The sequence below is a fragment of the Novosphingobium sp. BL-A-28-Hi1-0D genome (genome assembly GCF_055521755.1).
This window is the reverse complement of sequence record NZ_CM145502.1, coordinates 2976602-2997937: the sequence shown is the minus strand read 5'-3', so window position 1 is coordinate 2997937 and position 21336 is coordinate 2976602. Positions and strand designations below refer to the sequence as shown.

General features: G+C 64.1%; 19 protein-coding genes. 6 read left to right on the top strand and 13 right to left on the bottom strand.

The window, feature by feature from the left end; genetic code table 11:
- Positions 1-13: 13 nt before the first annotated feature.
- From sdhA to sdhC, 3 genes are read right to left on the bottom strand one after another with little or no spacing between them, the layout of a single operon-like run.
- Positions 14-1825, bottom strand: a complete 1812-nt coding sequence (gene sdhA / locus ACZ1JW_RS14510; RefSeq protein WP_465126090.1) for a succinate dehydrogenase flavoprotein subunit — start codon at positions 1823-1825, stop codon at positions 14-16.
- A gap of 3 nt (positions 1826-1828) precedes the next feature.
- Positions 1829-2212 carry a succinate dehydrogenase, hydrophobic membrane anchor protein gene (gene sdhD / locus ACZ1JW_RS14505; protein ID WP_465126091.1) on the bottom strand — a complete coding sequence of 128 codons (384 nt, stop codon included), beginning with the start codon at positions 2210-2212 and terminating at the stop codon, positions 1829-1831.
- Positions 2213-2250: 38 nt separating this feature from the next.
- Positions 2251-2676 carry a succinate dehydrogenase, cytochrome b556 subunit gene (gene sdhC / locus ACZ1JW_RS14500; RefSeq protein ID WP_465126092.1) on the bottom strand — a complete coding sequence of 142 codons (426 nt, stop codon included), beginning with the start codon at positions 2674-2676 and terminating at the stop codon, positions 2251-2253.
- 156 nt (positions 2677-2832) lie between these two features.
- Between sdhC and bla the strand changes: the two genes are divergently transcribed.
- The 3 genes from bla to ACZ1JW_RS14485 all read left to right on the top strand — a co-directional run bounded on the left by bla (position 2833) and on the right by ACZ1JW_RS14485 (position 5523).
- Positions 2833-3693 carry a subclass B3 metallo-beta-lactamase gene (bla, locus tag ACZ1JW_RS14495; RefSeq protein ID WP_465141085.1) on the top strand — a complete coding sequence of 287 codons (861 nt, stop codon included), beginning with the start codon at positions 2833-2835 and terminating at the stop codon, positions 3691-3693.
- A gap of 10 nt (positions 3694-3703) precedes the next feature.
- The gene (locus tag ACZ1JW_RS14490; RefSeq protein ID WP_465141084.1) at positions 3704-4660 is read left to right on the top strand and encodes a 50S ribosomal protein L11 methyltransferase; all 957 of its coding nucleotides are present in this window, start codon (positions 3704-3706) and stop codon (positions 4658-4660) included.
- Positions 4661-4725: 65 nt separating this feature from the next.
- The gene (locus tag ACZ1JW_RS14485; RefSeq protein WP_465141083.1) at positions 4726-5523 is read left to right on the top strand and encodes an enoyl-CoA hydratase/isomerase family protein; all 798 of its coding nucleotides are present in this window, start codon (positions 4726-4728) and stop codon (positions 5521-5523) included.
- Here ACZ1JW_RS14485 and ACZ1JW_RS14480 read toward each other — a convergent pair.
- The 5 genes from ACZ1JW_RS14480 to recN are packed head-to-tail and all read right to left on the bottom strand — an operon-like array spanning position 5508 to position 10817.
- Entirely contained in the window at positions 5508-6011 is a 504-nt protein-coding gene (locus tag ACZ1JW_RS14480) for a CinA family protein (protein WP_465141082.1), read from the bottom strand. The two genes, ACZ1JW_RS14485 and ACZ1JW_RS14480, sit on opposite strands and share 16 nt — an antisense overlap.
- A 4-nt stretch (positions 6012-6015) precedes the next feature.
- Positions 6016-8082 carry an NAD-dependent DNA ligase LigA gene (gene ligA / locus ACZ1JW_RS14475; RefSeq protein ID WP_465141081.1) on the bottom strand — a complete coding sequence of 689 codons (2067 nt, stop codon included), beginning with the start codon at positions 8080-8082 and terminating at the stop codon, positions 6016-6018.
- Positions 8079-8786, bottom strand: a complete 708-nt coding sequence (locus ACZ1JW_RS14470; protein ID WP_465141080.1) for a GNAT family N-acetyltransferase — start codon at positions 8784-8786, stop codon at positions 8079-8081. Before ACZ1JW_RS14470 ends, ligA begins: the two co-directional genes overlap by 4 nt.
- On the bottom strand, positions 8773-9156 hold the full coding sequence (locus ACZ1JW_RS14465; RefSeq protein WP_465141079.1) for a putative quinol monooxygenase: 384 nt from the start codon (positions 9154-9156) through the stop codon (positions 8773-8775). Before ACZ1JW_RS14465 ends, ACZ1JW_RS14470 begins: the two co-directional genes overlap by 14 nt.
- Positions 9153-10817: a DNA repair protein RecN gene (recN, locus tag ACZ1JW_RS14460; protein WP_465141078.1), complete on the bottom strand. Its 1665-nt coding sequence runs from the start codon at positions 10815-10817 to the stop codon at positions 9153-9155. Before recN ends, ACZ1JW_RS14465 begins: the two co-directional genes overlap by 4 nt.
- Positions 10818-10964: 147 nt before the next feature.
- Between recN and ACZ1JW_RS14455 the strand changes: the two genes are divergently transcribed.
- The 3 genes from ACZ1JW_RS14455 (at position 10965) to ACZ1JW_RS14445 (ending at position 13983) form a co-directional block, all read left to right on the top strand.
- Complete coding sequence (locus ACZ1JW_RS14455) at positions 10965-11876, top strand: UDP-2,3-diacylglucosamine diphosphatase (protein ID WP_465126101.1); 912 nt, start codon at positions 10965-10967, stop codon at positions 11874-11876.
- A complete protein-coding gene (locus ACZ1JW_RS14450; RefSeq protein ID WP_465141077.1) occupies positions 11873-12937 on the top strand; it encodes a glycosyltransferase family 4 protein in 1065 nt (354 codons plus the stop codon). Before ACZ1JW_RS14455 ends, ACZ1JW_RS14450 begins: the two co-directional genes overlap by 4 nt.
- 101 nt (positions 12938-13038) lie before the next feature.
- On the top strand, positions 13039-13983 hold the full coding sequence (locus ACZ1JW_RS14445) for a DUF481 domain-containing protein (protein ID WP_465141076.1): 945 nt from the start codon (positions 13039-13041) through the stop codon (positions 13981-13983).
- A gap of 10 nt (positions 13984-13993) precedes the next feature.
- Here the strand turns inward: ACZ1JW_RS14445 and ACZ1JW_RS14440 are convergent, their stop codons facing one another.
- From ACZ1JW_RS14440 to ACZ1JW_RS14420, 5 genes are all read right to left on the bottom strand, one after another.
- The gene (locus ACZ1JW_RS14440) at positions 13994-14800 is read right to left on the bottom strand and encodes an outer membrane protein assembly factor BamD (protein WP_465126104.1); all 807 of its coding nucleotides are present in this window, start codon (positions 14798-14800) and stop codon (positions 13994-13996) included.
- A 51-nt stretch (positions 14801-14851) separates the two neighbouring features.
- On the bottom strand, positions 14852-15286 hold the full coding sequence (locus tag ACZ1JW_RS14435; RefSeq protein ID WP_465126105.1) for an RrF2 family transcriptional regulator: 435 nt from the start codon (positions 15284-15286) through the stop codon (positions 14852-14854).
- Positions 15287-15688: 402 nt separating this feature from the next.
- On the bottom strand, positions 15689-19081 hold the full coding sequence (locus tag ACZ1JW_RS14430) for a glycosyl hydrolase (RefSeq protein WP_465141075.1): 3393 nt from the start codon (positions 19079-19081) through the stop codon (positions 15689-15691).
- Positions 19082-19116: 35 nt separating this feature from the next.
- Positions 19117-20406, bottom strand: a complete 1290-nt coding sequence (locus tag ACZ1JW_RS14425) for a sugar isomerase (RefSeq protein WP_465141074.1) — start codon at positions 20404-20406, stop codon at positions 19117-19119.
- On the bottom strand, positions 20403-21326 hold the full coding sequence (locus tag ACZ1JW_RS14420) for an alpha/beta hydrolase (RefSeq protein WP_465141073.1): 924 nt from the start codon (positions 21324-21326) through the stop codon (positions 20403-20405). The genes ACZ1JW_RS14425 and ACZ1JW_RS14420 overlap by 4 nt, the downstream gene beginning before the upstream one ends.
- Positions 21327-21336 lie beyond the last annotated feature (10 nt).

Below are 21336 nucleotides of genomic sequence, written 5' to 3'. Positions count from 1 at the left end.
GACCAGCGTCAGGTCAGTACACGCGCTTTTTGGGCTTGATGTACTCGACGTCGTCGGTGAGCGTGTATTCGTGGACCGGACGGTAGTCGAGCTTGACCTCGCCGCCCTTGCCGCCCCAACCGTTGAACCAGGCTGCGGTGTGCTTCATCCACTCGGCATCGTTGCGATCGGGGAAATCCTCGTGCGCGTGAGCGCCGCGGCTTTCCTTGCGGTTGTGGGCCGAATGCATCGTCACCGAGGCCTGGCTGATCAGGTTGTCCAGTTCGAGCGTCTCGACCAGGTCCGAGTTCCAGATCAGCGAACGGTCGGACACGTGGATGTCCTCCATGCGCTTGTAGGTGTTGGCGAGCTTGACCTTGCCTTCGGCCATCAGCTCATCGGTGCGGAACACTGCGGCGTGGGCCGACATCGTGCGCTGCATTTCGATGCGCACTTCTGCCGTGGGCGAGCCGCCCTTGGCGTGGCGGAAGTGATCGAGGCGGGTCAGCGCGAGATCGGCGCTGTCCTTGGGCAGCGAGTTGTGCGAGGTGCCCGGCTTGATCAGTTCCTTGAGGCGCAGACCGGTTGCGCGGCCGAACACGACAAGGTCGATCAACGAGTTCGAGCCGAGGCGGTTGGCGCCATGGACCGAAACGCAGGCCGCTTCACCCACCGCGAACAGGCCGGGGACGACCGTTTCGGGGTTGCCGTCGGCACCGATGGTGACGACTTCGCCATGGTAGTTACAGGGGATGCCGCCCATGTTGTAGTGGACGGTCGGAACCACCGGTAGCGGCTGACGCGTGAGGTCGACGCCAGCGAAGATCTTGCCGCTCTCGGTAATGCCCGGAAGACGCTCGGCCAGTACGCCTGCATCGATGTGATCGAGGTGCAGGTAGATATGGTCCTTGTGCGGGCCGACGCCGCGACCTTCGCGGATTTCCATGGCCATCGAACGCGACACGACGTCACGCGAGGCGAGGTCCTTCGCCGACGGGGCATAGCGCTCCATGAAGCGCTCACCCTCGGAGTTGGTGAGGTAACCGCCCTCGCCGCGCGCGCCTTCGGTGATCAGCACGCCAGCACCGTAGATGCCGGTCGGGTGGAACTGGACGAACTCCATGTCCTGCAGCGGAAGACCTGCGCGCAGGACCATGCCGCCGCCGTCACCGGTGCAGGTGTGGGCCGATGTCGCAGTGAAGTACGAACGGCCATAACCGCCGGTTGCCAGCACGACGGCGTGGCTGCGGAAGCGGTGGATCGAACCATCGTCCATGCACAGCGCGATCACGCCACGGCACTCACCGTTTTCCATGATCAGGTCGATCGCGAAATATTCGATGAAGAAGTCCGCGTCGTACTTCAGGCTCTGCTGGTAGAGCGCGTGGAGCATGGCGTGACCAGTACGGTCGGCTGCGGCGCAAGTGCGCTGGACCGGCGGGCCTTCGCCCATGTTCTGCATGTGGCCGCCGAACGGGCGCTGGTAGATCGTGCCTTCGGGGTTTCGGCTGAACGGCACGCCGGCATGCTCGAGTTCATAGACCGCAGCCGGGGCTTCACGCACCATATATTCGATGGCGTCCTGGTCACCCAGCCAGTCCGACCCCTTGACGGTGTCGTACATGTGCCAGGTCCAGTGATCGGGCGAGTTGTTGCCGAGCGAAGCGGCGATGCCGCCCTGCGCCGCCACAGTGTGCGAACGCGTCGGGAAGACCTTGGTGATGCAGGCAGTGCGCAGGCCAGCCTGGGCAGAACCCATGGTGGCGCGCAGGCCCGAACCGCCGGCACCGACGACGACAGTATCGTAGGTGTGGTCGATGATCTTGTAGGCAGGCTGAGTCGTCATGTCTTATGCGCCCCCGAGCGCAATGCGCAGAACCGAAAGAATGCCGAAGGCGGCAGCCGCGAAGGGCACGATGTTGACCAGCAGCCAGGCTGCGATCTTGCCACCTTCCTCGTGAACATAATCCTCGAGCATGACCTGCACGCCCATACGGGCATGAGTGAAGGTGTTGATCATGATCAGGATCATCGCGATCGACGGCAGCGGCCGGGCGACCCAGCCACGCACGGTGGCGTAGGCATAGTCGGGCAGCAGCGCGAGGCTGACGAGGAGGAACGAGATCAGGACGAGGTTGCCGACGGCGGTGAGCCGCGCGGTGAGCCAGTGATGCGTTCCCTGATGGCTGGAGCCCAGCCCGCGAACGCGGCCAATGGAGGTGCCGTTACCCATGGGTTTTAGCCTTCCTTGCTATGCAATCGTGCCGGCGCTCAGCGCAGCAGCACGAAAGCCCAGAATGCGATGGTGAGAAGGATCGAGATGACGATCGTCAGGCTCGACCAGCGGGCGTTCGTCTCAAGCTCGTAGCCTGCGCCGATGTCGAGAATCAGGTGACGGATGCCCGATGCGGCGTGCTGGAAGAAGGCCCAGGTCAGGCCGACGAGCACGACCTTGCCGAGAATCGACGTCACGGCCTGAAGGCCACCGCCTGTGCCAAGCCAGACGTAGTCCAGGAAGGTCTGATAGGCTTCCGCCCCGCTTGCCAGAGCACCGATCCACCACAGCAGCAGCCCGAGTCCTGCGAATGCAAGGCCGTTGCCGGTGACGCGGTGCAGGATCGAAACCAGCATGGCCGGGCCCCAGCGCCAGATCTGGAGATGCGGAGAAATCGGCCGTGCCTTGCGCGCCTGCGCCATGAACATACCCCCTCGACTAGGTATAGGAACGCAAGGGTACCCCTGCGATGAATGCCGAGTCCTATTAGTCGAAAAGACCGCCCACGCAAGCGTATGCGGGATGTAAAAAAGGACAGCCGGTTGCGCTTGCGCAGGACGGTGCCTAGACGCACTTGCATGAGCATCACCCTTGCCGTCCTCGCCGCCGCAACCGCAGCGGCACTCACCCCGGCAGACCCAGCCGCCGCGCGCGCAATCGTCCACCAGTGCGAGGGTAAGGAAAGCTTCTCCGACCCTGCCTCGCCTGCCCGCATCTTCGGAAACGTCTGGTACGTCGGCACCTGCAACGTCACTGTGCTTCTGGTCACCGGACCGCAGGGGCACATCCTTGTCGATGCCGGCATGGCAGACTCGGTGCCCCAAGTCCTCGCCAACATCCGCAAGCTGGGCTTCAATCCGAAGGATATAGGCCTGATCGTTTCAAGCCACGAACACTTCGACCACATTGGCGGGCTCGCGTCTTTGCAGAAGGCGACAGGCGCTCGCTTCGTCGCGACGTCCGATGCGGCGAAGGTCATCCGCAGCGGCAAGGTCAGCCCTGCCGATCCGCAGGCGCAGGAGATTCATGGCAGCCGCCCTGCCCGCGTCGACTTCATCCTGAAGACTGGTGACGTGTTCAGCGTCGGCCCCCTCAAGATCACTGCCTTCGCAACACCCGGCCACACCGAAGGATCGACCAGCTGGCACTGGAAATCGTGCCAGGGGCAGGACTGCCGTACCATCACTTACGTGGACAGCCTGACCGCTTTGCCACTGGGCACTTATCGCTTCGCCGATCATCCCGAGCGCGTGGCGATGTTCCGCAGCACCTTTGCGCAAGTCGAAGCGCTGGAATGTGGCATCCTCCTTACGCCGCACCCTTCCGCCAGCGAGATGTTCGCGCGAATGAGCGGGAAGCAGCCGCTGGACGACCCAAAGGCTTGCAAGACGCTGGTGGCCGGAGCGCGCGACCGTCTCGAAAAGGCCATGGCAAAGTGAGTGCGGCGAAATGAGCTGGAAAGTCACCGTTTTCGCCCCGCGCGACATCATTCAGGCCGCGCTGATCGCGCATGAAGACGCTTGGGACTGGGACCACGACATCGTCATTGCCGGCAGCGAGATTGCCGAGGACAAGCCCGAGGACTGGCAGCTGGAGGCCTGGCTTGATCGCAAGCCGACCAAGGCCGACCAGAACGCCATCGCCGACCTGTTCGAGGGAACACCGCCAAAGCTACATGTCGAAAAGCTGCCCGAGACCGACTGGGTGACGCTGAGCCAGCAGGGCGTCGAGCCGATCCGCGAGGGCGTGTTCCATGTCCACACGCCGGAGTATCCTCAGCTGAATCAGCCGGGCGTGCGCGACTTCGTGATTCCCGCCAGTCAGGCCTTCGGCACCGGCCAGCATGCGACGACCGCCGGGTGCCTCGCGATGCTCACCCACATGAAGCGGCAGGGTGTGACCGTGCGCAATCTTGCCGACATCGGCACCGGCACCGGCCTTCTGGCTTTCGCAGGCCTGCACCTGTGGCCCACCGCCCGCGCCATCGCGAGCGACATCGATGCGGTGTGCGGGCCGGTGGTGGCGGAGAACGCTGCAAACAACGGCGTGCCAATCGGCGATGGCAGCGGTCGCATGGCCATGGTCATCGCGGCAGGGATGGATCATCCGCTGCTGGAGGCGGCAGGGCCTTATGACCTCCTGATCGCCAACATCCTTGCCGGGCCGCTGGTCGAACTGGCTCCGGAGTTTGCCCGTGCAGTAGTGCCCGGCGGCAGCGTGCTGCTGGCCGGTCTGCTCGAGACTCAGGAGGCGACGGTGCGCGCCGCCTATCGCAAGGCAGGCTTGCGGCTTGCGGCGCGGATGGTGCGAGGCGACTGGTCGATCCTGTGGCTGCGGCGGCGGGCTGGTGGGCGCGTGCGCTCGAGCCGGGTCGGTGTCCTGCCGGAGTGGTCGAAGCGCTGGTAAGGCGCGAAGGCACTTGTGCATCGCGCGCTCTCGCTTAAGCATTCGGTTAAAGCGGGAGATCAGAGATGGGCTACGAGACCTTCACTGTCGAAAAGCGTGGGGCTGCGGAGTGGGTGACGCTCAACCGGCCCGAAGTGCTCAACGCCATTTCGCTGCAGATGGTGCACGAACTCAGCGAATATTTCGGCAAGCTGTTCCATGATCGCGAGACCCGCGTGGTGGTCCTGCGCGGGGCTGGCAAAGCGTTCTGTGCTGGCCTCGACATCAAGGAGCGTGCGGAGAACCGCGAGCAGATTCCATTTGCGGGCGGGTACAGCTTCCAGGGCTATCTCGCGGACGTCTATATCAGGATGCGCCGATGCCCGCAGCCGATCGTGAGCCTGGTTCATGGGGCAGCCTGCGGCGGCGGCTTCTCGTTCGTGCTGGCATCCGACATCCGCATCGCGGGCGAAAGCGCGAAGATGAATGCGGCCTACATCAAGCTGGGGCTCTCGGCCTGCGACATGGGCTGCAGCTATTTCCTGCCGCGCCTTGTCGGCACTTCGGTGGCGAGCGAACTGATGCTGACCGGGCGCTTCATCCATGCGCCGCGCGCGCTGGCGACCGGACTCGTCTCTGAGGTAGTGCCGGACGACCAGCTCGAAGCGGTGGGGCAGACTTATGTCGACGACCTGTTGGCGGCCTCGCCAATGGGGCTGCGGATGACCAAGGAAGGGCTGAACCTTGCCATCGATGCACCCAGCCTCGAAGCGGCCATGGCAATCGAGAACCGCAACCAGCTGATGGCCTCGGCGAGCCCGAACTTCCGCGAGGGAATGCAGGCTTTCCTCGAGAAGCGCAGGCCGAACTACGTGGTGGAGTGAGCCGCCAGCGTATCGCGCAACAGGATCAGCGCGGCGCGGGTGAAGACCACCATGTTGGCGAGGCGGTCGTCGCTTTCGTTGACGACGACGGTCGAAGCCTCGATCCCACCGGGCCCGACGAGGCCGATCGCACTTGTCCCCGAGGCTACACCGAGCGGATGTGCGCTGCCGCCTGACGCGCCGGTTTCGGCAATGCCCCAGTCGCCCCCGAGCCGCTCGCGGATCAGGCGGGCCTGCGCGAGCGCATAGGGTTCGGTCGCCGAGGTGAAGCCGCGCAGCGAACCAGGCTCGTGGCCCAACGCGATGCGGCGGCCTTTCAGCGAGTAGATCACCGAGCCGCCGAGGAAGAAGGCCGATGCACCCGGCATGGCGAGGAGGCTCGCCGAGATCAGGCCTCCAGTCGAACCGTCGACGACCGCTATCGTCTGCTCGCGCGCCTTGAGCAGTGCGCCAGCCTCAGCGCCGATTCCAGCCAGTTGTTCGAGCATGTCGTTATCCTGCTTGTCTGACGATCTCGGCCCATGCCGCTTCGTCGATCACATCTATTCCGAGTGCTGCCGCTTGCTTGAGCTTCGATCCCGCGCCGGGTCCGGCAACGACAAGGTCGGTCTTGGCCGAGACCGAACCAGCGGCGCGGGCGCCGAGAGCTTCGGCCTGGGCCTTTGCTTCGTCGCGGCTCATTGTCTCAAGCTTGCCGGTGAACACGATCGTCTTGCCGGCAACCGCGCTGTCCTTGGTCTCGACCACGTAGGGTGGCGGCGTGACTTCCGAGAGCAGATCCTCCCAGACGGCGACGTTGTGGGGTTCGTGGAAGAAGTCGCCTAGTGCCTCGACAACGACGGGGCCGACACCCTCGATCGAGAGCAAGTCCGCAGTCGCATCGCCGCCTTCGCGCGCCGCGACTGCAGCGTCGCGCAGAGCAGGCAGCGTGACGAACCGCTTGAGCAAATCCCGCGCCGTGACCGCGCCGACGTGCCGGATGCCGAGTCCGAACAGGAGGCGCGCAGCGTCGGGTTCGCGCTTGGCTTCTATGGCGGCGAGCAGATTGTCGACCGACTTGTCCTTCCAACCCTCGCGCCCGACGATATCGCTGCGGCGTTTGCGCAGGCGGAAGATATCGGCGGGACTCTCGAGCCAGCCCAACTGGAAGAACTCTATGATGGTCTTCTCGCCCAGACCTTCTATGTCGAGCGCGGCGCGGCTGACGAAGTGCTTGAGGCGCTCGACGCGCTGGGCGGGGCAGATCAGGCCGCCGGTGCAACGGACGTCGACTTCGCCTTCCTCGGCCACGGCTTCGGACTGGCATTCGGGGCAATGGTCGGGGAAGTGGTACGGCTCGCGCAGGGTGTCGCGCGTCAGGTTCTCGACGACTTGCGGGATCACGTCGCCTGCGCGCTGCAAGACAATGCGGTCGCCGACGCGAAGACCGAGGCGGCCGATCTCGTCGCGGTTGTGCAAGGTGACGTTGGTGACGGTTACGCCGCCAACCAGCACCGGCTTGAGTCGACCAACAGGCGTCAGCTTGCCGGTACGGCCGACCTGAATGTCGATAGCTTCGAGCGTGGTTTCTGCCTGTTCGGCGGGGAACTTGTGGGCGATACCCCAGCGCGGAGCCTTGGCGACGAAGCCAAGGCGTTCCTGCCAGTCGAGCCGGTCAACCTTGTAGACCACGCCGTCGATGTCATAGGGCAAATCGGCGCGCTGCTCCCCGATGGAGCGATAGTGCGCTACCATCTCTGCCGCCGACGAGCAGCGCACGAGAAGAGGCGAAACCGGCACGCCCCAGTCCGCGATCTTGCGCATCATCTCGAACTGGGTGACAGCCGGAACCTCGCTCGCCGCGCCCCAGCCATGGGCGAGGAAGCGCAACGGGCGGGCGGCGGTGACGGTCGCGTCCTTCTGGCGAAGCGATCCGGCTGCAGCGTTGCGCGGGTTGGCGAAGACTTTGTCGCCCGCCTCGGCCTGACGCGCGTTGAGGGCGAGAAAGTCGGCCTTGGCCATGTATACCTCACCGCGAATCTCGAAGACGGCGGGTATGTCGAACAGCCCTGCCCCCTTCAGTTCCTGCGGAATGTCGGCAATGTGTGCGACGTTGGCGGTGACATCCTCGCCAACCTGCCCGTCGCCTCGCGTTGCAGCGCGGACCAGCCTGCCGTTCTCGTAACGCAGCGAGCAGGACAGACCGTCGATCTTGTCCTCGGCGGTCATCACCACTTCGGCACCTTCCGGCAACGCCAGGAAGCGGCGAACGCGGGCGACGAAGTCCTCGACCTCCTCGTCGGTAAAGGCGTTGTCGAGGCTCATCATGCGAACCTCGTGCGTCACCTTGCCGAGCGGAGAGGATGCAACTTCGTGGCCCACTTGCGCGCTCGGGCTGTCGGGCCGGATCAGGTGCGGAAATGCGGCCTCAAGCTCGGCATTGCGGCGAACAAGCGCGTCGTATTCGGCGTCGGAAATCTCCGGCGCGTCCTCGGCATGATAGAGCCGGTTGTGCTTGGCGATCTGCCTCGCGAGCCGCATCAACTCATTGGCGGCTTCGGCTTCGGAGATATCGGTCATTGCACAGGTCCAAGGAGGTTAGCGACCATTTCGCGGCGGGGGCGGAAGCCGAGGCTTTCATAGAGGCGAATGGCCGACGCATTGGTCGCGTAGCTGTGGAGATAGGGCACTTCCCCGCGTGCAGCCATACCCGCCATGACCTTGCGGATCAGGCGGGCGGCGAGGCCCCTGCCCCGGAATTCGGGCCAGGTGCAGACGCCGCTCACTTCGGCAAGGTTGGCAGCAGGGCGCATGCGCTCCCCGGCCATCGCGGCAAGCCTTCCTTCGATGCGAATTCCATAAAACTGGCCGTATCGCCATGTTTCTGACGCCCAAGGGCCTGGCTCGGTCGCAAGCGCCAACTCTGCCATCTCTGCCGCATCATCGGACCCGAGGGGGACGATCTCGGGATCGTCGAAAGGGACAATCGGCCCGTCAGCGATCATCTGGATAAGCGGCGCTTCGCGCAGCACTTGCAGGCCCGTGGGTGCCGGCATCGCTACTGTTTCGACCAGCCAGATTTCTCCAGCGACAAGGTGCTTGGCAAGTTCGGCTTCATACTCCGGTTCGGCAGCAGCAAAAGGGCCGTAGGCCGGGTCGAGACGGCGCACAGCGCCTTGCCCGACATCGAGAGACTTCTGCGGGCCTCCCAGCGAGTTCCAGACAGGGCGATCAAGAACGTCGAAGGCGGTACTCTGCATCACGTTGACGTCAGTGCTTGCCACCAGCAGGCTCCACTTCAGCCCGGGCGCCAAAGCCCGCGATGATCGGGCGGGCCCTGCGGATGGCTTCCTGCACCTGGGGCAGCGCGAGGCTGGCCTTGTGCGAGGCTTCGTCCTTCCACACCTCGGTGATCCAGATGCTGCTCTCGTCCCGCTTGTCGCGCCAGATCTGGTAGGCAAGATTGCCGGGCATGGTGGCGCTGCCTTCGGCCAGGTAGCCGATCAGCTCTTCGCGCTTGCCCGGAGCGGCAAGCATCTGGCCGATAATGGCATAGACGCTTTCAGTCTCGATCTCTTCCAAGGCCATGACCTTCGTGGGCAGGAGCAATGCCGCAGCGGCACTGCCGAGAAACATGCGGCGTTCGAGCATCATGCGCGCTCAAGCAGCCGGTCCGCCTGCGCGCGCGCTTCAGCGGTGACTTCCGCGCCGGACAGCATGCGGGCGATTTCCTCCTTGCGGGCGGCGGCATCGAGCAGGCCGACCGAGGTACGGGTGACGGTGCCTTCGGAGGACTTTGCGATCATGTAATGCCGGTCTCCGCGCGCGGCGACTTGCGGGCTGTGGGTGACGGCCAGCAGTTGACCACCGCTGGCAAGGCGCGAGAGACGCTCGCCAATGGCGCTGGCGACGGCACCGCCCACGCCACGGTCGATCTCGTCAAAGATGATCGTGGCGGCACCGCCCTCTTCGGCCAGCGCGACCTTGAGCGCGAGGATGAAGCGGGAGAGTTCGCCGCCTGAGGCGATCTTGCCGAGCGGTGCAAAATCCGCGCCGGGGTTGGTCGAGATGAGAAACTCCACCGCATCCATGCCGCCAGCACCCCAACGGTCTTCGGGCAGACGCAGGACTGCGGTGTGGAACTTCGCGGCGTCGAGCTTCAAGGGCGCGAGTTCGGCGGCTACCGCCTTGTCCAGGCGGCGGGCTGCTTCGGCGCGCTGCACCGACAGCGTTTCAGCCTTGGCCTGATAATCGAGGGCAGCCTCGCGCGCGGAGCGTTCCAGCCCGGCGATCTGCGCCTCGCCCCCTTCGATGGCATCGAGTGCGGTGCGCATCTCGGCCATCTTGTGGGGGAGTTCGTCGACCGTGCAGCCATGCTTGCGGGCGGCAGCGCGCAAGTCGAACAGGCGGGTTTCTATACGGTCGAGCAGCGCAGGATCGTGCGCAAGGGCCTCTGCCGCGCGGGCAAGCTTGTCCTCTGCCTCGCCCGCTTCGATGACGGCACGGTCAAGCGCTTCGAGCGCGTCGGTGAGCAAGGGGTGTTCGGCAGCAATGCGATCGAGGCGCCGCGCAGCGCTGCGCAAGGTGGCGAGCGCGGAATCCGAGCCTTCCCATAGCCGCTGCAACTCGACGAGATCGCCCGATAGCCGCTCGCCCTTCTGCATGTCGGCGCGCTGGCCCGCAAGTTCCTCTTCCTCGCCGATCACCGGCGCAAGCGCCGTCAGTTCGGCGAGGTGAGCGAGAAGCAGATCCTGTTCTTCGGCAGCGCGGGTAACTGCAGCGCGAGCGCTTTCGAGAGCGTCTTCGGCGCGGCGCCACTTGATCCAAGCCGCTTCGATGCTGCCCGAATCCGCCCCGGCGTAGCGGTCAAGCAAAGCACGGTGTCCGCGGGCATTCACAAGGCCGCGATCATCATGCTGGCCGTGGAGTTCGACAAGGCTGCGGGCAAGCTCGCGCAGGAGGGCGACGCCGACTGGCTGGTCGTTGACGAAGGCCTTGGAACCGCCATCGGCACGGACGCGGCGCTTGACGATCAAGGGTTCGCCCGGCTCGACGTCCACTTCGGCTTCGGCAAGCGCGGAGCGGATCGCGGGCGGGAGTCGGTCAAATTCGAAAGTGGCGGTGACGCTGGCCTGATCCTCGCCCGCACGGACCAGGCCGCTGTCGGCGCGATCGCCGAGCACGAGGCCAAGGGCATCGAGCAGGATCGACTTGCCCGCGCCGGTTTCGCCCGTCAGCACGCCCAGCCCGCCGGCAAAGCTGAGATCGAGCGCCTCGATGAGTACGACGTTGCGGATCGACAGGCTGGTGAGCATCGCGCGATTCTCTAGCCGGTTGTGTGGCGCTCGTCCACGCAAGGCTGACGTCTTCGTTCACCACTTGTTTCATTGCAGTGACACAGTGCCACACGCGCGCAACGCGAATCCGGCAGGGCCTTATCCGACATGGAGAAAGGTTCGCTGATGGCATCCCGTGCGAAGCTAGACGGCAAGTCGCCGTTCAAATCCGCCGCCGATCTGGTTTCCTCGGCTCCCGCGTGGCTCGACTTGCCCGAACCACGCGGCTTCCGGCCCAAGCGCAAGTACCGCACGGTGTGGATTTCCGACGTCCACCTTGGCACGCGTGGCTGTAACGCCGCGCTGCTGCTGGATTTCCTAACCGCCATCGAATGCGAGACGCTGTATCTTGTCGGTGACATCGTCGACGGATGGCGGCTGAGCAAGGGGTGGTACTGGCCCGACGCGCATAACGAAGTCATCCGCAGAATCCTCAAGATGGCGCATCGCGGCACTCGGGTGATCCTCATCGCCGGCAATCACGACGAAATGCTGCGCCCCTATGCCGGCATGAGCTTTGGCGGGGTGGAACTGGCTCTGGAGACGATCCACGTGACCGCGGACGGACGCCGCCTGCTGGTGACCCATGGCGACGGTTTCGACGGTGTGGTGCTCTACGCCCGCTGGCTCGCCTTCCTCGGCGACAAAGCCTATTCGCTGCTGCTGCGGGCGAACGTGCTGTTCAATGCGGTGCGCCGCCGGATGAAGATGCCGTACTGGTCGCTTTCGGCCTATCTCAAGAAGAAGGTAAAGAACGCGGTCCAGTTCGTCTGCGACTTCGAGGAAGCCGTGGCGCACGCGGCGCGCGACATGGGCGTTGACGGGGTGGTCTGCGGCCACATCCACTGCGCCGAGATCCGCCAAATCGGCGACATCACCTATTACAACGACGGCGACTGGGTCGAAAGCTGCACGGCTTTGGCTGAAGATTTCGATGGTGCGATGTCGATCATCGACTGGGCCGAGGAAACGCGCCGGACCGTGGCGCTGAAGGCTGTACTCAAGCCCATCCCGCAACTTGAGGAGGAACCCGCATGAGGATCGCCATCTGCACCGACGCCTGGCACCCGCAAATCAACGGTGTTGTCCGCACGCTGGCAGCGACGGTCGACCGGCTCATCGCGCGTGGTCACGAGGTTGAGCTGGTCACTCCAAGCCAGTTTCGCACGATGCCGTTGCCTGGATACAGCGAGATCCGTCTGGCGATGCTGCCGCGTTTCGGCACCCGTCGCACGCTGTCAGACTTCGCGCCCGAGGTGGTCCACATCGCCACCGAAGGCCCGATCGGCTGGAGCGCTCGGAGCTGGTGCAAGGCCAACGGCGTGCCGTTCACCAGTGCCTTCCACACGCGATTCCCGGAATATGCAGCTGTGCGCACAGGCCTGAGCGTAAACCGCTTCTGGCCGTTGATGCGCCGATTTCATGGGCCGAGCCGGGCGGTGCTGGTCTCCACGCCAAGCCTTGCTGACGAACTGGCTCAACAGGGAATCACGCAGACGCGGCTGTGGACTCGCGGCATCGACCGGGATCTATTCGTGCCGGGGCATGAGCCGCTGCCCGAGCTGGCGGACTTGCCGCGACCGATCATGCTGAACGTCGGCCGGGTGGCGATCGAGAAGAACCTTGTGGCGTTTCTCGAGGCCGACGTGCCGGGCACGAAAGTAGTCGTTGGCAGCGGGCCGGATCTGGCGCGGCTACAAGCGCGCTTTCCCGAAGCGGTGTTCCTTGGCGCACGGCATGGAGAAGAACTGGCACGTGCCTATTGCTCGGCGGATGTCTTCGTCTTCCCGAGCAGGACCGACACGTTTGGTCTGGTGATGATCGAGGCCCTGGCTTGCGGCCTGCCCGTCGCGGCATATCCCGTGCCGGGTCCGCTGGATGTTGTCGGTGCCAGGGGGCGTGGCCCCGCCGACGACCTGCCAATGCAGATCGGTGCGGTCGACGAAGACCTTGCGCTCGCCATCCACAAAGCGCTGCGCTGCGACCGGATCGCTGCAGCGGTTCAAGGCGCGCGCTACAATTGGGACCGTGCGACCGACCAGTTTCTCGCAGCGGTGAGCCAAGCCGTCGAACCGGTCAAGGAGATGGAACACGCCTGACCATCATCACGATTACCTCATGATAACAGAGCATTGCCGACAAAGCGGTAGAAAGGCCGAGCACGCGCGTGTTAAGGGCGCGCGATGGAACGGTCTCACACATGATTGGCATTGCAGGACTTTCGGCAACCCTCGTCGCAGCTGCGGCAACACCAGTTGCCGGTGATGCTGCATTGCCAGCGGGCGTAGCCGAAATGATCGACGCAGCGCTGTCTTCGGGCGATCAGGCCGAAGTCGACGCGGTGCTGCGCGCTGCACGCCGCGCCTACCCCGCGGCGGGAGAAGCGATAGACCAGCGCGTCGCCACGTGGAAGGCGACGCGATTGGTTTCGGCTCCCGCTCTTGTCACATCTGAGCCGTTCAAGACCGCAGATTCCGCCGCAAAGACGCCCGCGCAGACACGTGCGGTCAAATGGACCGGCGAAGGCGAGGCCGGGGCCTTTGCCAACACCGGCAACGCACCGGGGATCGGACTGGTCGGCGGGTTCAAGTTGCTAGTCGAAGGGGCGAACTGGCGGGTCGGCACGACGGCACGGGCCGACTATCAGGAAACTGACAGCGTGGTGACGCGCGAGCAGTACCGCTTCTCTGCCGAACCCAACTACAAGTTCGATGACCGCGGCTATCTCTACGGGCTCGGCCAGTATGAGCAGGACCGCTTTCAGGGCTTTGCTTCGCGCTACAGCATCTCGGGAGGCCTCGGCTACAGCGTGCTGAAGGACGAAGGCGCGAAGCTGAGCATCAAGGCAGGGCCGGCATGGCGCGTCACCAATGCTGTCGGTGGCGAGCGAGAATCGGTCGTGGCAGGTCTTGCCTCGCTGGAAGCCAAGGTGAAGCTCGGGTCTGGCCTCGAGTACAGCCAGGATGCCAGTGCATATGTAGATGCGCAGGGCAGCACGTTCTACACGCTCGCCGCGCTCGATTCGCGTCTGATCGGCAAGCTCAAGGCACGGCTATCGTACATGGTGCAGCACGAAACCGCCCCGGAACTAGGGCGGCTGGGAACGGACACGACCAGCAGGCTAACGCTGGTTTACGGCTTCTGAGAGACCGGCTTCAGACCGCCTTGGTGCCCGGAGCGTACTTGTTCATCAGCTCGTAGGAGCGCTCGTACCACTTGCTGCCGGGATAGTTGGTGCCGAGGACTGCAGCAGCCTTTTGCGCTTCCTCAGGCAGGCCCAAGGTCAGGTAGCTTTCCACCAGACGATAGAGAGCTTCGGGCGCGTGGCTGGTGGTCTGGTACTTCTCCGCGACCGTGCGGAAGCGCAAGGTGCCCGCGAGCCACTTGCCGCTGCGCTGGTACATGCGCCCGATTTCCATCTCCTTGCCCGCAAGGTGATCGTTTATCAGGTCGATCTTGAGGCGCGCGTCGGCGGCATAGTCGGTGTTGGGATAGCGGCGGACCAGCTCGTTCATCGCGGTCAGCGCCTGCTGGGTGATCTTCTGGTCACGCGTAACGTCCGAGATCTGCTCGTAATAGCACAGCGCGACGAGGTAGTAGGCGTAAGGGGCGTCCTTGTTGCCGGGGTGGATCGACAGGAAGCGCTGCGCCGACTGGACCGACTTCGAATAGTCGCGCGCTGCGTAATAGCTGAACGCGCTCATCAACTGGGCGCGGCGGGCCCAGGGCGAATAGGGATGCTGGCGTTCGACTTCATCGAAGAGCGCGGCGGCCTGCTTGGCATCGCCGCGATCGAGGCGGTCCTTGGCAGCGGTGTAGAGCGTATCAACGTCACGCGCGACGTAGGCCACGTCCTTCTTCTTGTTTCCGCCGCCTGCACAACCGGCAGTGACGCCCATGGCGACGGTGGCTGCAGCAAGGACGGCGAAGCGCATGGAGCGGCGCATGTCGAGGACGTTCATGCCGACCCTATAGCCAGCCGGTTCCTGAACGCCAAGTGAAGTTACTGCGATTTACGCCTCGGCGAAGGGCGCTTCGACCGCGATCGGATCGGCAAGGGTAATCCTGTCGAGAATCGCGGCCGTTTCGTCACGAAGTTGCAGCATGAGACCGCGCAGGCGGCACTCGGCCTCGGGCAGGCAATTTGTGCAGTGCTCATGGGCGTTGCGTGCGGCGCAAGGGACCAACGCGAGGCTCCCGCGAGTGAGTCGGATAATGTCGCCATAGCGAATGTCGACCGGCGGAAGCGCGAGTTCGTACCCACCATCCCTGCCGCGATGCGAAATGACGATGCCTTCGCGCGCCATTTCCGAAAGGATCACGGTCAGAAATTTGCGCGGAATATTCTGTGCTTCGGCAATCGCATCCAGGCGCACCGGCCCCTGGCCGAAGGTGTCGGCAAGGTGTTGCAGAGCCCGGATCGAGTATCGCGTCTTTTGCGAAAGCATGGGAAAGACATGAACACTCGCGCGCGAATGTCAACGTGGGCGGTAGAATTACCTGTTCAGGCGCCTCCGTATGCACGGACACGCGCTGCCACGGCGCAATGCGGCACAGGGAAGCTGGCTTAAAGGAGTTGCCGTCAGTGGACGATTGCTGCGACGAACGTGACGCGTCCGGCCAACCCGGAATTTCCAGATTGGGCGCCACACGCCCGTCTCCTCAGCAGGACCGGGCGTGTGGCGAAATTGCCTGTGTGCGACCCGTCAGGCTCTAATTGCTGAGCCGACGCATTCCCATGAAATCCAGGTGGGCGCGATATGTATCTTCGACATGGTATGCTTCGATTTTGGCTACGCCAATAACCGTGAGGGCACCCACCTTTCGGGCGTGGCACTATCTGCCTCGGTTCACCTCTGCCCTTCGAGCGTCACCGGACCAATCAAGCCGGACGGGCGCAGCGGGGCATCAGCGGAGTACGTCGGGATCGCGGTCCACGTTACTTTCGTCGCGCCAGCTTGCGCATCGCCGATCAGGCGGTTGACCCAGAGGTTGGCAACCTTGACCTCGATGGCGTTTTCCCCCTTCTTCACGAAGGCCGAGACATCGACGCGATAGGGCTTGTGCCAGGCATATCCGGCGTGGCGACCGTTGACGGAAACCTCGGCGATCTCGCCGACCTCGCCGAGGTTGATCCACAGCGGCTGACCGGGCTTCGCGCCTTTGGGCAAGGTGAATGTCGACGAATAGGTGGCAAGGCCGGAGAAGTACTTCACCCCCGGATCGGCCTGATCCGTCAGCGATGCGAGCTTGGGCAGCGTAAGCGACGGGGGCGCGCCGCGACCGGGTTGCAGGGCGACTTTCCACGCACCCCCAAGGGTCGACAAGGTTACGGGAGCGAGCTTCTTGATCGCCAACGCATCGGCCACAGCAGGCTTACGGAACACGACAAAGACCGAACCTTCCGGCTCGAGGTCAAGCGGCACGATCGTCTGGCCGTTCTCGATGCGGTAGGAGACGGCTTCGGTGCGGCCGGTGTCTGCGTGCCACAACTCGGGCTGCTTGCCTGTGACGCGGAAGCGGGCTTCTACGGTTTCCGCCGCCGCCTTGCGGTTGTTGAGAAACCAGACTTCGCCATCGCTGACCGCCCGGTGTACGAACAGAATCTCGGCATCATCGGACTTGCCGGCAAGCACGAGGTCAGGCGCCACCCCCGCGCCTGCCAGTGCCTCATCGATCGACGAAGATGCTATGACCTGACCCGTGCCGACCCTTGTCGTCGGAGCACCGCTCCAGAGCTTGCCGACGAGCGCCGCGAACTCGGCCGGATCATCGCCCAATGCTGGCGATGCAACCGGTGCCTTGCCGACAAGCGTGGCCCCGGCCTCGACCAGTGCCGCAAGACGACGCAGCGTGGGCAGGGTCATCTTCTGCGACGACCCGCCAAGCTGGATCGCCTTGTAGCGCGCTCCCCCCTTGCTGACGACTTCGCCCCCCTGCACTTCGACCGCATCGAACAGCGCATCGCGGTTGATGAAGTCCCATGCGTGGACCTTGGGCGCGTCTGCGATGGGCTTCTTGCCGTAGAGCGCGGTTATCGGGCCCTCTTCGCCATAGAAGTAGGCAACATCGGCAACGTTGCGACCTGCCTGCAGCAGCAGCGAGGAACGCGCCATGTAGTCGACCCATGGCCGGGCCAGTTCCGCCCAAGCTTCATGCCGGTTGAAGAACTGGCCAAAGATCATCAGCGACATGCCCGGCACCTTGTCGTCGACCGGTTGGTGCACCGAAGTGTGGACGACAGGCCGGTTGATACCGCTGGCAAATTCGAGGTCGATGATCCGCCGCAATTCGTTGGGCGCGTAAGTCCATGGGGCGAGCGCGGAGGTCATTGATTCTGCCGCTACGAGGTTCTGGCCGTAGATATGCGCGACCGAGGCCGCGCCCTTCATGTCCGCGATATAGCTGGGGTTCGGGCCGGTCTTGCGGCTGAATGTCCACAGCGCCGCCATAGGCACGTCCGCGTGCGACCGCATCGCGATGTCGTCCCCAAGCGAGGGGCGGTTGTCTTCCAGCGCTTCGCCATAGACCTTCAGCCCGTTCTCATGCGCGACCTTGGCGACTGTGCCGTAGTGCTCCGACGCCATAAGATCGGCCAGCGTCTGGCGGTAATCACGAAGGAAGCGATCCGACTGTTCGCGAGTGCCGATGAGCACGCCTGCCAGGGTCGGAAGGTACGGCGTCGGATCGTAACCTCGCAGGCGTTTGAACTGCTCAACCATCTTCGGCGTCCAGTTCGCTGCGCCGACCTCGATTGAATCGGTCAGGATCGCCCTCACCCCGCGCTTGCCGATCAGGTCGGGCCCGGCGGCGTCGCGATACATGCCGATGTAGTGTTCAAGATAGCGGCGCACGGCAGCGCCGTCGAACTTGTCGACTTCGAGTCCCGTGGCTTCGGGCGGCGCAGGGTGGTTGGTAGTCCCTAGCAGGCTCGCGCCGAGGCGGATGATGCGCCAGTTGCCCTTGGGCGGCGTCCAATCGAGCGAGCCGTCGCTCTTGAGCTTCGACGTCAGGTCGATGACCTTGGCTGGATCGATGCCGATCGTGCCGCTCTCTGGAACTGAAAGGGCGTCATAGTCCTGCACGACTGCGAATCCGGCCTTGCTTTCGAACTGGTCGATCTGCGGTTCGGACGAGAGGCGGAACTGGCGGATGTCGAAGGGCGCGCTGGCGGCGGCGGCCATCATCTCGACAAAGCCACCGGCGGGTGCAAGGCCGGGCGCGGGATCGCCCATGTTGGAGCCGCTGAACGGCAACGGGGCCAATACAAGACGGAAATCTTTCGCGATTACCGGTGCGAAGCCGACCGTCGAAGGCGCGGCGGTGATCGGGAAATCCGCAATCTTGCGCCAGGTCTGCCCGTCATCGCTCGCTTCGAGACTGGCTGCGACGGTGGGGCCGGAGAAAATGCCCTTGGCACCGGGAATGGCGATGGTTGCAGAGTGAATGGTTTGTGGCTTTGCGTAGGTCGCGGTCAGAGTAGTCGGCGCTTCTGGCGTTCCGCGCGGGACAGTCACACCGCTGAGGAGAGAACTGTCGGACAAGACCGCGCCATCGAGCGCTTTGCCGGCCGAAGCATACGTCGGCACCGCTTCGAAGGTGCCAATATCTGGTAACGCGAACACAGCGATGTCGCGGTAATGCTCCGGTGCCTTGAAGCCATGCTCGCCCGTCAGCGCTGCAAGCGGATCGGAGATCGGCATGTCGAGAAACGGGCCGGTTGCAGTAGGCGGCGGCACGAGCTTGCCAGTGAAGCGCTTCCCCGCCTTTAGCCGCGTCTCACTCCAGACGACCTTCTTCAACCCATCCTCGGCCTTGACCCAAGGCCCGCCGGTTTCCGACCAACCCGGCGAGGCGGCAATCGCAAGTTCGAGGCCGAGCCGGTCGGCTTCGGTGGCGGCAAAGTGGAAGGCGTCCTTCCATTCGGGCGTCATGTAGACGAGGCGCTTGTCGACCACCTGGGGGGTATCGAGTCCGGCATCGAAGTTCTGCAGACCACCGATGCCGACGCGCTTCATCCACGCGAGGTCCTTGGCGATGCCGTCCTTGGTGACGTTGCCGTTCATCCAGTGCCACCAGACGCGGGGGCGCGCTTCCATCGGCGGATCCTGGAACTGCTGTTCGAGGGTGTCAGCAGGGCTAGCCGCCTGCGCAGGCGCGGCGCTTTGGGCATATGCTGCCGGAGTGAGCAACGTGGTCGTGGCGAGGATCGTGGCGACCGTCAGGCCCCGGCGAATGGTCATGCTGCTCTCTCCGATTTTCTTTTGATTTTCAAACGTCAGACGATGCCGGCACCGAGGCCGACCGCTTTGCGCTCCTGCGCCTTGCGGCTGCGGTACTGGCTGAGACGATAGGCTTCGAGCACGTCGATCGCCCCGCCCGCTTCCAGCCTTGCCTTGGCAAGGATAGGGGCGACATCGATGTTGTAGGCGCGGCGCAGGGCCTGGAAGGCCATCATCGTGTCGTTCGATGCCTGCGCTGCATGAAGGGCCTCGCGGTCGACCAGTTGCGCTTTTGCGAAGCACTGAGTGATCGTTTCCGCCGACGACAGCATGGATTCGATCGGGTCGGTCACGTTGTGCGACTGGTCGATCATGTAGCTGGGATTGAAGCCATCCCGAGGGTTGAGTTCCGCCTCAACCAGTTCGTTGAATACGAGGAACAGCTGGTGCGGGTTGATCGAGCCGCTGTCGAGATCGTCGTCGCCATACTTGCTGTCGTTGAAGTGGAAGCCGCCGAGCTTTCCGAAGCGGTGGAGGCGCGCCACGATCTGCTCGATGTTCACGTTGGGCGCGTGGTGGCCAAGGTCGACCAGGCACTTGGCCTTGGGGCCGAGTTCCTGCGCGGTGAGGATGGAAGAGCCCCAGTCGCTGATGACAGTCGAATAGAAAGCCGGTTCGAACATCTTGTGTTCGAGCAACATGCGCCAGTCATCCGGCAGCGCGGCGTAGATCTTCGAGGCGGCCTCCAGATAACGGTCGAGGCTGCGGCCTAGATCCTGCTGGCCGGGGAAGTTGGTCCCATCGCCGACCCACACGGTAAGGTCGGTGGAGCCAAGCTGGACGCCGATTTCGATGCACTCGATGTTGTGATCTACAGCCTGCTGGCGCGTGGCGGAATCCTGCGCGGCGAGTGATCCGTTGGCGTAAGTGTGAGCCTGGCCCTGCTGGTCCTGAAAGGTGTTGGAATTGACCGCATCGAAGCCGAGACCGAGGCTCGCGGCCTCTTCGCGCAATGCCTTGTAATCGCTAACCTTGTCCCACGGGAAGTGCGGGCTGACGCGCGGGGTCACGCGGCCAAGCTGCTGGATGACGGCACAGTCCTCCAGCTTCTCGTGGATGTTGGTCGGCTCGCCCGGGATCGGGAACTTGGCAAAGCGCGTGCCGCCCCGCCCTGCACCCCATGACGGTACCGCAACTGAAAAGCCCGCCACGCGCTCCTTGATTGCATCGATGTCGATTCCGGAGCGCGAGAGCTTGCGTCCGAGCGCGGCGTAGTCGTCTTCCAGGGCCACGGTATGGGCAGCATTGCGCTCGGCAATCAGGTCGGCGGAGATAGGAAGGGTCATTTGCTTTCCTTTGGCGTGAGGAAGCCCTGCATGCGCAGCCACGCGGTAAATTCGTCGATCATCAAAGTGGTGGTCGTACCCGGGACCCCGAGACCGAAGCCGTGGTCGCCGGTCTGGTAGCCATGGATCTCCACCGGGCGCTTGGCTTCGAGGTAGCTCTGCGCGATTGCGAAACCCTTGCTGGGAAACAGGCTGTCGTTGAGCGCGATCGCATCGAACATCGGTGGTGCATCGGCGGGTACGGGCTCGGCGTCCTGCGGACCGTAGATGTAGCCGAGGAACGCAGGCCTCGATTGTGTATCGGCATCAAGGCCAACCCGGCGCGTGGCCATCGCGCCGGCTGAAAAACCCATCATGCCGGCGCGCGCGGGATCAATGCCGTACTTCGCCGCATTGGCGCGCACCCAGGCAATGGCGGCCTTGCCATCGGCAGGCGCCATCGACTTGCCGAGAAGGTCACCCGCCATCGGACGGCCGACTTCCTTCATCAGCGCCTCGCTCATGTACCTTCCGGCCTCGGCCTCGTCCTTCGGGGTCGGGTTGAGGCGGTACTTCAGCACAAATGCGGCAATGCCGCGATCCGCCAACGCCCGGGCGACGTTCCAGCCTTCGTGATCCATCGCGAGGATCATGAATGCACCGCCCGGCGCGACCACGACAGCGGCACCGGTGGCCTTGGCCGGATCCGGCAGAACCGGCGTTATGGTAGGCCGCGTCACGTTGCGAGCAGCAAGATCGCGGCCCATGAACTTGACCCATTGCTCCGTGGCCGCCGAGCCGGGAGTCTTGTCACCGTAAAGCGGAATAGCATCCGGCTCAGCCGGAGCAGCAACCGGGACCGACGGTGGCGGGCCATTCTGCGCGAAGCCCGGGACTGCAATGCCAAGCGCCAATGCTGCCACAAACGATTTCTTTTTCATTGCCTTGTCC